At 55.6% G+C, this 12,474-nt stretch carries 11 protein-coding genes; 2 read left to right on the top strand and 9 right to left on the bottom strand.

Annotation, left to right across the window (positions count from 1 at the left end):
* Positions 1-121: 121 nt before the first annotated feature.
* On the top strand, positions 122-373 hold the full coding sequence (locus J1779_RS17440) for a helix-turn-helix domain-containing protein (RefSeq protein WP_056779646.1): 252 nt from the start codon (positions 122-124) through the stop codon (positions 371-373).
* 3 nt (positions 374-376) lie between these two features.
* Positions 377-1,672 (top strand): type II toxin-antitoxin system HipA family toxin, encoded by a 1,296-nt coding sequence (locus J1779_RS17435; protein ID WP_217204373.1) that lies wholly within the window; start codon positions 377-379, stop codon positions 1,670-1,672.
* 103 nt (positions 1,673-1,775) lie between these two features.
* Here the strand turns inward: J1779_RS17435 and J1779_RS17430 are convergent, their stop codons facing one another.
* The 9 genes from J1779_RS17430 to J1779_RS17390 all read right to left on the bottom strand — a co-directional run bounded on the left by J1779_RS17430 (position 1,776) and on the right by J1779_RS17390 (position 12,471).
* On the bottom strand, positions 1,776-3,275 hold the full coding sequence (locus tag J1779_RS17430) for a helix-hairpin-helix domain-containing protein (protein WP_056779640.1): 1,500 nt from the start codon (positions 3,273-3,275) through the stop codon (positions 1,776-1,778).
* A gap of 6 nt (positions 3,276-3,281) precedes the next feature.
* Positions 3,282-4,916, bottom strand: a complete 1,635-nt coding sequence (locus J1779_RS17425) for a PP2C family serine/threonine-protein phosphatase (protein WP_217204372.1) — start codon at positions 4,914-4,916, stop codon at positions 3,282-3,284.
* Complete coding sequence (locus tag J1779_RS17420) at positions 4,916-5,956, bottom strand: TerY-C metal binding domain-containing protein (RefSeq protein WP_217204371.1); 1,041 nt, start codon at positions 5,954-5,956, stop codon at positions 4,916-4,918. The genes J1779_RS17425 and J1779_RS17420 overlap by 1 nt, the downstream gene beginning before the upstream one ends.
* Before the next feature lie 96 nt (positions 5,957-6,052).
* The gene (locus J1779_RS17415; protein WP_056779635.1) at positions 6,053-6,691 is read right to left on the bottom strand and encodes a vWA domain-containing protein; all 639 of its coding nucleotides are present in this window, start codon (positions 6,689-6,691) and stop codon (positions 6,053-6,055) included.
* 1 nt (position 6,692) lies between these two features.
* Positions 6,693-7,334, bottom strand: coding sequence for a TerD family protein (locus tag J1779_RS17410; protein ID WP_056779631.1), 642 nt, complete (start codon positions 7,332-7,334; stop codon positions 6,693-6,695).
* A 19-nt stretch (positions 7,335-7,353) separates the two neighbouring features.
* Positions 7,354-7,992, bottom strand: a complete 639-nt coding sequence (locus J1779_RS17405; protein ID WP_217204370.1) for a vWA domain-containing protein — start codon at positions 7,990-7,992, stop codon at positions 7,354-7,356.
* A 190-nt stretch (positions 7,993-8,182) separates the two neighbouring features.
* On the bottom strand, positions 8,183-9,112 hold the full coding sequence (locus tag J1779_RS17400; protein WP_238485198.1) for a DMT family transporter: 930 nt from the start codon (positions 9,110-9,112) through the stop codon (positions 8,183-8,185).
* A gap of 63 nt (positions 9,113-9,175) precedes the next feature.
* Entirely contained in the window at positions 9,176-10,963 is a 1,788-nt protein-coding gene (locus J1779_RS17395; RefSeq protein ID WP_217204369.1) for an ABC transporter permease subunit, read from the bottom strand.
* Positions 10,963-12,471 (bottom strand): ABC transporter substrate-binding protein, encoded by a 1,509-nt coding sequence (locus J1779_RS17390; RefSeq protein ID WP_217204368.1) that lies wholly within the window; start codon positions 12,469-12,471, stop codon positions 10,963-10,965. Before J1779_RS17390 ends, J1779_RS17395 begins: the two co-directional genes overlap by 1 nt.
* Between the last annotated feature and the right edge of the window lie 3 nt (positions 12,472-12,474).

The raw sequence follows: 12,474 nt of genomic DNA, 5'->3' as shown, positions 1-12,474 counted from the left end.
GAGGGCAATTGATGACTTCTATCCCTTGCAGGGGATATTAATTTTTTATCCGCCCTGGAGGATAGAAATTGATTTATCCCTTTTAGGGGATATACTAAAAAAATCCGCCATGGAGGATAAAATGAACATAACTTCGACAAAAATGTTGGCCAATGCCCTCCGGAATGAGCGCAAAAAGCGTAAACTGAGCCAGAGTAAAACAGCAGAAACGATAGGACTTAAGCAATCTACCGTTTCAGAATTTGAAAACTACCCGGACGGTACCCGGCTGGAAACTCTGTTTAAATTATTAGCAGCGCTGGATTTGGAACTGCAAATAACACCAAGGAACAGTAATCCACAGGATAAAACGACCTGGGATCAGGAGTGGTGATACATGGATAAGTTAACGCTCGCGTTGAACGGCATCATTGTGGGTACGTTAGAAAAAGCAGGCGGCGGGGAAATGTCATTTGTCTATCATGAAAGCTGGCTGGAACGTGCCGGCTCTCGTGCTATTTCACTTTCATTGCCGCTGCAGGTAGCCAAATTCCGTGGTTCTGTGGTGTACAACTTTTTTGATAATCTTCTCCCCGACAACGAACACATCCGAAATCGAATTCAGGCACGTTTTCATATCCCCACCAGGCAACCCTTTGATCTCCTCTCCCGAATCGGCAGTGATTGTGTGGGTGCAATCCAGTTGTATCCGGAAGGTGAACCGGTTTCGCCGGTGACTGAAATCCATGCCCAGCCTTTGAGTGATACAGAGATCGAGCAACTGCTAAAGGGCTATAAAGAAGCTCCGTTAGGCATGGGGGCCGAAATCGACGATTTCCGTATTTCCATTGCCGGAGCTCAGGAGAAAACTGCGTTGTTGTGGTATCGCAACCAGTGGCATCGCCCTCAGGGGAGTACACCGACCAGCCATATTCTTAAACTGCCCATCGGATATATCGCTAACAATGGTATCGATTTGAGTGAGAGCGTTGAAAATGAATGGTTGTGCCTGAAGATTGCCGAAAAATTTGGATTTCCGGTGGCGCGTGCAGAGATTGCGCGTTTCGGCGCCCAAAAGGTACTTATCGTTGAAAGGTTCGACCGCCGCTGGTCGCAGGATGCGTCATGGTTGATGCGTTTGCCGCAGGAGGATTTTTGTCAGGCACTGGGTGTCGCGCCTGCGCTCAAATATGAGTCGGACGGTGGACCCGGTATTGCATCGGCAATGAAGCTGTTGCTCGGTTCTCAGCAGGTGGCAAAAGATCGCGACACCTTCTTTAAAAGCCAGATCCTGTTCTGGATGCTGGCGGCCATTGACGGCCATGCCAAGAATTTCAGCCTCTACATTGAGCCGGGCAGTGCTTACCGGATGACGCCACTTTATGATGTTATGTCGGCATATCCTCTGATGCATCCGCTGGGTATCCCGGCGAAAAAAGCGAAGATGGCAATGGCCTTGCAAGGCAGTAACCGGCATTTTCACTGGAGTAGAATTCTCCCGCGGCATTTTGTCTCAATGGCTCAACGCGTGGATTATCCGGGTGAAAACATCGTTCGCATGATGGCGGAGCTGAAAGAACAGACGGGACCTGTGATCGAAGAGGTGAAATCTCTGTTGCCTGATGATTTTCCCGAAAAAATCAGTAGCGCTATCTTCGATGGATTGCAGCGACAAGCGGACCGATTGCCGTAACTTCGCCAGAATCCTGGCGATGATCCCACCAAAAAAACGGCAGTGAAGCCTCTCATTTACCCTCTGCATGAAAGACAATTCACTGCCGCGTCATTGACCTTACTCAGCCCGACACCAACTGAACCACCACCAGTCTTCCGCCCTCTTCGGCAGAGAGAACAAACTGAGTACCGTCATTCAGGGCGATTTTATCACCGATGGGGATATTCTTTTTGTCGGGCAACGACATCAGACCGGTTATCCCTTCGTTCACAAGCCACCACTGATCATGGTGAAAAACAAAGTAACCGACACGTTTTTTTTGCGCGTCGGATGTTCTTTCGTTTGGGGCAATCAGCCGGTTAACGTGCCAGGCAAAAAGAGACTGGCCGCTCCACACCATCAGGCGGTGATCGTCCGGTCGGTAACTGCCTGCCTTGCGGGAAGAGTATAAATTCAGGATCGGCAACTTTCCTTTGAAGGGTGTCGCGCAGTAAGGGCAAACGGGCTGGGTTTTCCCTGAGAAAACATACCATTTCTGCTCGCAGGCGGGGTTCAGGCAGGGCTGGATAAGATCCACTGTTTTCACCAGCGCAGTTTCCCATTCATCGGCGGTCGGGCGTTTAGCCGGTACGTGCAGGCCGTCGATAAAGGCCTTTTCAAACAAAGGCGTAAGGTAAGGGCCCATAATGGTGTACGGGATTTGCTGAGGATCCGCCCAGGGTAAAGAAGAAGGGCTCACCTGACTGAGTTTAACCGCATTACTGTGATCTGTCGGGTGTTCAATGAACAGCGCTTTTTCACCCATGGACAGCGACTCGTCGCGCATTTCGTCATCCATATCGTGGATCTTTCCACCACGTAAAGGATGGCGGTAAAAAAGATACATGTAGATCAGTACCGAAAGGGCATGACGATCGGTCGAGATGCTGGGTAAGAATCTCTGATTATCGTCTTTCTCCAGATGGCTGGTTTTCACCACTTCTGGCGCAATGAAATCTGGCGTTCCCACTACGTCGGGAGGATATTTCCCTGGCACAACCAGCCCGTCGATATCAATGACGCAGGCGTGCCCTTGCTCGGGATCAATCAGAACGTTTTTATAACTCAGATCGCTGTGACATAAACCCGCCGCATGCATTCTTCTGACCGCCCTGGTCAGCAGCAGACAGACCTTGAGATAATTGAGGATGTTCCCTCGCTCGCGGGGATCCAAAAACTTGCTCTGATTGTTGGCACTGGCAAACCATTTACCCTCTTTTTCACGGCCTTTAATACCCAGGAAATCATTATTTTTAGAGCCGTATTTGAAGAAAAAATGATTCTGATAAGTGGGCACCACTACCCCGATTTTGCCCTGAGATTCGACCACGCTGGTTGGCCAGCAGAATAAGCCTTTCCAGTAGTCACCGCCTGATTGTTCAAAAATGCTCTCCCGGTAACGCCCGGTGATCATATCAATGCGTTCTTTAGCCTGAGCCGATGGGGTCTTCTTATAAAATGCCACCACGTAAGATTTATCCGGTGAGAAATACACGTCTTTCATCGACCCGGAACCAATAATTTCGTCAACGTACTGGATGGTTTTTCCATCCCGGGTTGTACACGTAATAATATTTGCCATCGTTAATCACCAGTAAACAATGATCGTGCGGTCATCGTGGTTGCCGGGAGAAAAGAAGTTCAGCCATTCAGCCAGCTGCTCCGCCGTATTGCCTGTCCCGTCCAATGACGGTGCGATTTCAGCGATCAGCGCATCCCATTTTTCGGCTTTCAGCAACCCATTATCGGTTTCAAAATAGGGGTCGGAAATACCGTCGGTCATCAGGATCAAATGTGAGATGTCCGGCCACTTACCGATGCGGATACGTTTACTGAATTCAGCATCCTGTAACGCTTCCAGGTCGAGGAACCGCGTTTGCCCGGCATATTCACCGCTGTCGGGTGTACCCAGAACACGGACTTTTCCCGCCGGGCCATAAGCTGCGATCGCGCCATCACCCATCCAGAAAGAGGCGGCAAAAAGTTCGGCACCTGTTCTGAGTGTCACCGTCGCCAGCAGAGTGGTGGAGTAGGATTTCACGGGTTCCTCTGTCGAAATAGAGGCATTGTTGATGTTATTGACGGCCATTTTCGAGGCCTGATGAAACTGTTTAATGAAGTCAGCGCCAATGACCTGCTGATCCTCAGCGCTCCAGTTCAGCACCCGTTCTTTTAACTCGCGGCCACGCTCCCCCCCGAGATACTGTGTCAACTGTTTGCCCACGGTTTCGGTGACAATGCGTGAGCCCTCGCGGGAATTCTTCGCGCTGCCCGCCCCGTCGGCGACCAGCATGATGCTCCAGCCAGGGTCTGCACAGTGGGAGATGAAAAAATCATCATCACGAAAAGATCCGACATGCTCATGCGAACGTCCGCGTCGGCTGGCGGCGGCGATGCGGATACCGTTGTCGTCCAGCTGATGATGATCCACATTGGCTTTGAAATATTTATCGTCAGCCGGCGGATCGATGATTTTCCAGAGACTGCGCGGATCCGGGTTCACAATAAATAACACCTTTTGAGCATGAGATTGGGCATCGCCGGCGGACCAGGTGACGATAATCTCGTGGTCACCACTGGCGGCTGGTGTGCCCTGAAGCGAAGACGTCAGGGGATCGAAGGTAAGCCCGATATCTTGTGAAAAAGAGACATCCTGAATCGTGGCTTTTTCGCCGTTATCCAAGGTGATGTCAATTTCAGAATGGAAAAGTGACCCGGCGCGGGCATTCGCAATGTTAATTCTCGCCACCGATACCGCAGATAACACCGGCGTCACTGTTAGCCTGTCGGCATCCGAAGGCACCTGACCGGGTTTTAATACCGGTTTAGCCGTCACGGGCGGCGGGTTTTCTTCCTGATCGAACGACGGAAAAGGCGCCTGTTTCCACGTTTCTTCAGGGACGGACACCGGCGAAGCGGTTTTTGTCTCTTCTGTCGGAGGAAGTTCCGGTTCAGGCGATGAAAGGATATCGCTGGCGGGCTCCTGTTCCAGTGGTTGTGTCACCTCTGGCATCTCTCTCATTTCGTCTTCCATGACTGAGGGTTCATGCGCTGAGTGATCCCTTTGCGCTTTCTCACTCACCAGACTCACGAAATGCTCAAATGCCGCCTGCAGTTCTGCATCCTCGCACAGCGCCACGCGCCGCGCGTCTGACAATGTCAGTGCGTGAGTCTCAATGATTTGTGACAGCACTTTCTGATGTAAATTGGCATTGATCTCCATCAGCCTCTGCCCCGGTTAACATCAAAATCACAGTGTCCGTTATCGTCACTGAATGAAAGCGCTTTGGCACACCACGGACAGATCACATCATCGGGACCGTTGATACACAGCAATTTCCCGCAGCTACAGGCGGCAAACGCGCTGGAGTTCCCGCAGTGCGGGCAGCCCGGAACGCCATTCAGTTCGCTGGTATTGACCTGTAGCGAAGACGCGGTTTCATCGCTCCATTCAAAATAATCCTCATCAATCGGGAAGCATCCGGCGAGATTAAAGCTGTTGATGTTCAGTTTGAAATTGAGGGTGGAGAGATTGATGTCCGGGCGTTCATATTTCATGAGATAAGGGCGGCGGGAGCGGCTGCAACGGCCGGTCAGCGTGACGCAGTTTTCATCATAGGCTCTCGCCACATCATCTTTCGCCAGCCGGACAATATAATCCGTGTTGTTCAGCAGAGGCGGCGCCTCTTCACCCACGCTGCGGCTGTGCGCGGAAACGGATGCCGTGATCCACTTGATAAACTGGGTGAAATCGCCTTCACGGGCATCGGTAAATAACAGGACATTTTCAGTGAGCTGTTGAAGCACGTTCAGATCAGCCGAAGGCCCGAGGCCAATGGCGATGAGGTTGACCTTTCGGGCATAGTGCTCATTCCAGCGTTTGATTTCAGGGGTCACATCATCAGTTGGTCTGCCATCAGTGAGCAGATACACCACCGGTTTCCAGTCGCCTTTACGTTCCTGGGTGGTTTTTCGAACCTGGCTGTCAATCTGGCGCGTCAGTTCTCGCAGCGCGCTGCCGAGGCTGGTACCCCCGCCTACGGGCAAACGAGGGGGATAAAATGATGCTGCCTCCACCAGCGGAACAATGGTTTTTGCCACACCTGCGAAGGCAATGACGGATACCCAGGCAGTTTCGAGGGCGTGGGGATCTTTTTTCAGGTCGTTGACGATCATCTGCAGACCGTCATTCATTTTTTTCAGATTTTCTCCGACCATGGACTCAGAGCAGTCGAGGATGAAGAAAATGGGCAGTCTTCTCATAGCAACATCCTTTTCCGGCACGGACACACAAGTTGCCGCGCCTGAGGAAGCGATAAAAAAAGGCAAAGTACAGAATGTCTGCACTTTGCCATCGGACTACAGAACCAGCTGAATCTCAGGTGGGGGAGGCGGGAGATTATCCGTACCAGTGCTGACGCCAGCGCTGCTGCTACCGGAAGCCACGCTGGCCGATACCCATTTGAAGAAACCGGAGAAGGCGGTGGAATCCAGCGTCTCCAGCGCCACAATCTGAGAGGTCAATTGTTTCAAAGGCTCATGTCTGGCTTTTGGACCCACCGCGCACGCGATAATGGAACCAAACGTGCGTTTTTTTATCTCTTTAATCGCTTCACCATAGGCCCACGCATCAGAAGGCGTGCCGTCGGTCATCAGAAAGACCAAAGGACGCCAGTCGCCTTTTTGATCACCCTCTGAACGTTTGATATCGCGGTCTACGCACTGAATCAGGCATTCCAGCGCGGCTCCCGTGAAGGTACCGCCCGCGGCAGGAACCACAATATCAGTGAACTGAAAGTCCTCCAGTGCAGTGAGCGGTATGAACTCACGCGCCTCATTGTCATAGGTAATGATGGAGATATGTGCACTTTCCAGCGCATAAGGATCCTGACGCAGCGCGCTCAACATCGCCTGAATTCCGACGTTAACCGCGTGAATAGATTCACCACGCATTGAGCCGGAGGTATCGATCAGCAGATAAACGGGGAGCCTTCTCATATTACATATAGCCCTTCAGATGTGAGACAAAAGTATCCGAATCAGAAGGTTCTCCGACCGCAGTCAGTTTCCAGCCGTTGCTCTCGCGCACCAGTTCAGCGAAAAGCATTGACCGACGTCCTGTAAAGGCGGCTCCCCCTGAAAGGTCAAAGCGGGCCATTTCGATGTTTTTGGCGTCGACGGCGCGGATGAACGCATTCTTCACTTTGCCGAAATGCTGGTTCAGCTGGACGCCGTTGTAAATCTGCACGATAAACACAATTTTGTCGTACTTAGGATCCAGGGTGTTCAGTTTAACGATGATCTGCTCGTCATCACCGTCGCCTGCACCGGTTCGGTTGTCTCCGGTCAGCCAGATTTGGCCGGACTTGTGGCGCATGCTGTTGAAGAAAATGATATCGCCATCGACCAGCGTCGGTTTGCCGTTTTCAGTTTTCCCCAGATCGGTGACTTTGCCCTGTGCATTACACAGAAACGCCACCACATCGAGATCATACTCAGGGTCTTTTTTACCCAGCAATCCGCCCAAAAATCCCTTTTTCTCTTCGTTGATATCCCAGCCTAAACCAATGGTGACTGAGGATAAGTCGTGCTCATTTTTTTTCAGGCTTACGCCTTGTCCTTTGCTCAAACTGACTGTCATAGAAACCTCCTGATTATTTCTACAAAACGACGTTAACTTCCGGTGGTGGTGGGGGTAAGTCGTCCAGCCCGATAACCTCTTTCTTGCCGGATTCCACTTTCTGGCTGCCCACTGAAATACTGGCAGATACCCACTTAAAGAAGGCTTTGATCGAGGTGGAATCGGCGGTATCGAGCTGGAGTACGATTTCGGTGATCTCCTGCAAAACCTTGGTTTCAGCCGAATGCCCGGCTGCGCAGGCTACCACTACGCCGGTTCTGGCCGCTTTGAAATCACTGACACCTTTGCGCCAGTCATCGGTCGGTGAGCCATCGGTCATGATGAAGACCAGCGGTCGCCAGTCCCCTTTGGTTTCAGCGGTGGTTTTCTGAACTTCATCATTGATACGGCGAGCGGTGAGGGAAAGTGCTTCTCCCAGCGCCGTGGTGCCGCTGGCGACCAGGTCCGGAAGTTTAAAGTTAAGAAGATCGGTCAGCGGAACGGCTTGTCTGGCAGAAGAGTCGAAGGTAATCACGGAAACATAGGCTGTTTCAAGAGCATAAGGATCCTGGCGCAGGGTGGAAAGCAGCGTCTGAACGCCATTTTTCACCGCTTCAATCGGTTCTCCTGTCATGGAGCCTGACGTATCGAGCAGAAGGTAAACGGGTAATCTTCTCATGTTGTTTGTCCTGAAATAAGTCATGTCAAAATATGTACAATTTTTATTTTCAGGGTGTTATCTCAACAGAGAAGGTTGAGTGTCAAGCGTCATCAGCCGATGACTGATTAGAGAGGTGAATGTTTTAAAAGAATGTTGATCTCACGCATGCTGTGAGATCAACGGGCCCTAAGTTTACCGCCGCCAAAACCTATCTGCGCCGCCGCGCCACCCATGGCCTGAGAATGCTGTCGGCGCTGACGGTCAGGATGCCGAGCATGATCAGCATTGCGCCAAGAATGAAGTTCACTTTCAGCGGCTCATGCAGGAAAACTACCCCCGCGAGAATACCGAAAACCGGCGTCATAAAGGACAAGATCCCCAGCCGTGAGGCGTGATAGCGGCGCATCAGGCTGAACCACGCGAGATAGCTGGCGAAGGTGACGACCAGCGTCTGGAAAAGCATGCTGCTGACCGACACCGGGGTGAGGCGAAATTGCGTCTGGCCGGTCAGTAATGCCAGCCCGCCGAGCAACACGAAGGCACCGGCAAGCTGGTAGAACAACGTCATGGTCGCACTGCCGGAAGAGAGCTTGCTGCGGCGTACCACCAGAGTGGTCATCCCCCAGAACGCACCGGCCAGCAGGCCGAAGAAATCGCCGAGCAGCATGTTGCTGGCCTGCGGCGAGTTCGAAGCATGGCCCCCAAACAGAAACGCCACCATCACGCCAACAAATGTCACGCCGACGCCCGACCATTGCAGCCCGCTCAGCCGCTCTTCAGGCACCAGAAAATGCAGCCCGAGCGCGGCAAATATCGGCGCGGTGTAGAGAAATACCGCCATGTGCGCGGCGGTGGTGAACCGCAACCCCTCGGCGACGAACATGAATTCGATGGAAAAAAGCAGGCCGACCAGCAAACCGGGGCCAAGATTGTCCGCGCTGAACGGCACTTTACGCTGGCGCACCAGCAGCAACATCAGCACCGCCAGCCCGGCGATCCCGGAACGCAGCGCGACCTGTAATAACGGCGTGATATCTGCCGCAGCGCTTTTGATCGCCACCTGCTGCACACCCCAAATAACACACAACACCACCATCACGCTGCTGGCAAATCCGTCCAGCGGTTTACGCGGATCCATTTCCTGTCACCCCTTAAAATTCGAGGCGACAGCTTAGCGCGATTTAGCCTTTCAGATAACGATTCAGTGTGCCATTGATGATTTTTTCCACCTCAGGCTGCTCAGCGTCACCGCCATCACCGACAGCACCGCCAGCGCGGCAGCAGGGGCGAAAACGCTCCAGCCTGCACGTTCGATGTAAGGCATTCCTTCGGCCAGCACGCGCCCCCATTCGGGAACCGGCGGTGGTGCGCCGAGGCCGAGAAAGCCGAGAGAGGCCAGCGCCAGCGCAATGCCCGGCAGCCGCAACATGGCATGGCGCACCAGAGGGCCTGAAAGGGCAGGCAGCACGTAAAACAGGGTGCGACGTACTGCACCGACGCCCACCACCGGCAGCATTTTCATATAAGGACGTGCCTGAATCTCTGCCACCAGTGCCGCTGTGTGCGCGGCAAGCGGTGCCCAGCTGACGGCGGTCACGGCGACGATCGCGCCGGTTGCGGTCGGCCCGTTCAACGCGGCGACCATCAGCCCGGCGATCACCGGCGGCAGGGCGTTGGTGACTTCGGTGGGGCCGGTCATCGCGCGGGGAAATGCCCCCACGATGACGCCGATCGCCAGACAAATCAGCGAAACCACCAGCGCCTGTAAACAGGTATTCAGCGTTCCGTGGGCGACGCGGGCGAGAAGATCGCGCCCCATGGCATCCGCCCCAAAAGGCAGCCCGAATGACGGCGGCTGTAACCGCATATAGTCAGACGACAGCGGATCCCGTCCGTAACCGGCCAGGACCATCAGCAGCAGAAGGCCCAGACAGACCAGCGGGATCCACACCCTTTGCCGGTGCGCGGGGGCGGCCTGCGCGGGCACCGGGACGGCACCGAGCGTCAGGGCCCGGCCAAGCAACAGTCGCCGAACCCCGCCCGCCAGCATGCCGATAACCGAGGCCAGCAGCAGCAGGATCAGCACGCCGGTTTGCAACGCCGGTAAATCTCCGGCGGCAGCGGCGCCCAGCGTGGCGCGCCCGATACCGGGGATCGCGAACACTTTCTCGACGGCGACCGCGCCGCCGGTGAGCGCCACCAGCACCAGACCGGTTAACGGCATCACGCCCGGCAGCGAACGCAGGATCACTGCGCGTGCCGTATGGCGACGTCTGATCCCCAGCACGCTCCAGGTTGTGATCCAGCTTTCGCCGAACGTGCCGGTCAGCGCATCGGAATAAATACGGCCAAGATAGCCTCCCGCAGGCAGCCCCAGCGCCAGCGACGGCAGTACGGCGTAATGCCAGCCCTGCCAGCCGTAAGGCGGAAAAAGTGGCAGCCAGACCGCGCCGGTAATCAGCAACAGCGAAGCCAGTAAAAACTCGGGCATCGTGGTCAGCATCGCGGCCAGAAAACCCGCCGGACGCGGCGTGTCGCCCTGCAATCCGCGCCTCAGGGTGCCAGCACACAGCAGCAGCGCGATGACCAGCGCCACCAGCGCCGAACAGGCCATCAGCGTCAGCGACACGCCGGTCGCCCGCAACATGCCGGGTAAAACCGGCAGGCCTGAAATCCACGAAAGCCCTGCATCACCGCGCAGCAGGCCGCCCAGCCAGTGGGCCAGCGCGTGCCACGGCCCCTGATCCAGCCCGAGCGACAAACGGATGGCATTAAGGGTTTCCGCGGTGGCTTCCTGATCGCCGGAGCGTGCGCGCAGCAGCGACAGCGCGGGATCCGTGCCGGAAAGCCACGGCAGCAGGCCGATCAGTACCACGATGGCCGCCAGCGTCAGCAGGCGTGAGATCAGCGGTAACAGCGCTCCGCCGGGCTGGCGCTGACGAAAACGGCTCACCCCCGCGCAGGTGCGGCAATACAAGGACTCGCTCATCAGTCGGCCTGAACCCCGCGCTGCGTGGCGGCGTTAATCAGCGTGCGTTCACGCGGATCGCGCACGGCACCGCGCACATCCGCCGCTTCGCCCTGAATCACGCGTTCGTGCAACATCGGAATGGCGGCATCGGTCGCGAGGATCAGGTTTTCAGCCTGCATGATCGCCTGGCGACGTTCCCCGCCCGCCGGAATAACGGCGGCCTGTTGCAGCGCTTTGTCGATTTCCGGACGGCAAAGTTGCGCGATGTTGAACGACCCTTTACAGGCAAAATCGCTGTACATATAGGCCACCGGATCACCGGAATCGAGTACCGTTGCCCGCGATAAAATAAAGGCGTCGAATTTACCGGCCAGCGCGTCGGTTTCAATTTGCGAATATTCGCGCACAACCTGTCTGACGGTGAAACCTGCCGCCGTCAGCTGTTGCGCCAGGTACACCGCCACTTCCGGCAGTTCGGCGCGATCGCTGAAAGTGGCCAGCGTGATGGTTTCACCGGCCGGTTTGCGGGCGGTGACCGGATAATTCACCGGCTGACGCAGCTGTGCGGCCCAGGGCAACGCCGGGCCGAGTAACCCCTGTGCAACGTCGGCGCGTTTTTCGTAAACGTTATCCACCAGTTGCTGGCGGTTAAGCGCTTCACGCACGGCGGCACGCAGCGCCGGATCCTGCATCACACCCAGCCGCGTATTGAGATACAACGTATTGGTGCGCGGCATCGGCACTTCGTGAATGAGGTGCTGGTCAAGCAGCGGTGCCTGCGACACCGGAATGGCCTCGACGATGTCCGCCGTGCCGGTACGCAGGGCCGCGCCGCGAGCGGTGCCGTCCGGCACGAAACTGACGTCAATGCCGCTGGCTTTGGCTTTTTCACCCCAGTATCCGTCGAAACGCTCCAGCCGTGCGCTGCTGGTGCCGTTCACCTCCACCAGTTCGAACGGGCCGGAACCGGTGTGGCGCGGGTCCACCACGCCGCTGGCGCTGTAGGCTTTCTGCGATAACACCGCCAGCTGCGGGCTGGATAAACGCTGTGGCAGAAGCGGATCCGGCTGCGCGGTAGTGACGATCACCGCATGTTCGCCGTCGGCCATGGCGGTCAGTTGCACGCCATCGAGAATGCGCGGTTTAGGCGCGGCGTGTGCGGCGACGGTCAGGGCATTGACCACGGCAGCGGCGTCCAGCGCGGTGCCGTCGTGGAATTTTACGTCCGGGCGCAACTCAAACCGCCAGCTGTTTTCGCCGGTTTGCTGCCAGCGGGTGGCCAGCGCAGGCCGGGCTTCGCCGAGTTTATCGAGTATCACCAGCGTTTCTGCGGTGCTCCAGCGGGAGAGCTTGAACGCGTCGTCGCTCAGCGGTGTCAGGCCGGAGCGCGGCGGCTGTAACATCGCCAGACGCAGGCGCGCATCGCCGCTGTTTTCGGTGGTTTTATCGGCTTCATTGAAGCAGCCGGTCAGTAAAAGTGCAGCAAAAAGCAGCCCGGCCAGCGGGCTTATGCGTAACAGAGACATCAG

The sequence above is a fragment of the Rahnella rivi genome (genome assembly GCF_019049655.1).
Taxonomy (GTDB): Bacteria; Pseudomonadota; Gammaproteobacteria; order Enterobacterales; family Enterobacteriaceae; genus Rahnella; species Rahnella rivi.
The sequence above is the reverse complement of the archived record's forward strand: the minus strand, read 5'-3'. Positions and strand labels throughout refer to the sequence as shown.

Excerpts from the sequence above, each read along its gene's own strand:
- J1779_RS17440 (WP_056779646.1), top strand. The coding sequence starts at position 122 with ATGAACATAACTTCGACAAAAATGTTGGCCAATGCCCTCCGGAATGAG.
- J1779_RS17435 (WP_217204373.1), top strand. The coding sequence starts at position 377 with ATGGATAAGTTAACGCTCGCGTTGAACGGCATCATTGTGGGTACGTTA.
- J1779_RS17430 (WP_056779640.1), bottom strand. The coding sequence starts at position 3,275 with ATGGCAAATATTATTACGTGTACAACCCGGGATGGAAAAACCATCCAG.
- J1779_RS17425 (WP_217204372.1), bottom strand. The coding sequence starts at position 4,916 with ATGGAGATCAATGCCAATTTACATCAGAAAGTGCTGTCACAAATCATT.
- J1779_RS17420 (WP_217204371.1), bottom strand. The coding sequence starts at position 5,956 with ATGAGAAGACTGCCCATTTTCTTCATCCTCGACTGCTCTGAGTCCATG.
- J1779_RS17415 (WP_056779635.1), bottom strand. The coding sequence starts at position 6,691 with ATGAGAAGGCTCCCCGTTTATCTGCTGATCGATACCTCCGGCTCAATG.
- J1779_RS17410 (WP_056779631.1), bottom strand. The coding sequence starts at position 7,334 with ATGACAGTCAGTTTGAGCAAAGGACAAGGCGTAAGCCTGAAAAAAAAT.
- J1779_RS17405 (WP_217204370.1), bottom strand. The coding sequence starts at position 7,992 with ATGAGAAGATTACCCGTTTACCTTCTGCTCGATACGTCAGGCTCCATG.
- J1779_RS17400 (WP_238485198.1), bottom strand. The coding sequence starts at position 9,112 with ATGGATCCGCGTAAACCGCTGGACGGATTTGCCAGCAGCGTGATGGTG.
- J1779_RS17395 (WP_217204369.1), bottom strand. The coding sequence starts at position 10,963 with ATGAGCGAGTCCTTGTATTGCCGCACCTGCGCGGGGGTGAGCCGTTTT.
- J1779_RS17390 (WP_217204368.1), bottom strand. The coding sequence starts at position 12,471 with ATGTCTCTGTTACGCATAAGCCCGCTGGCCGGGCTGCTTTTTGCTGCA.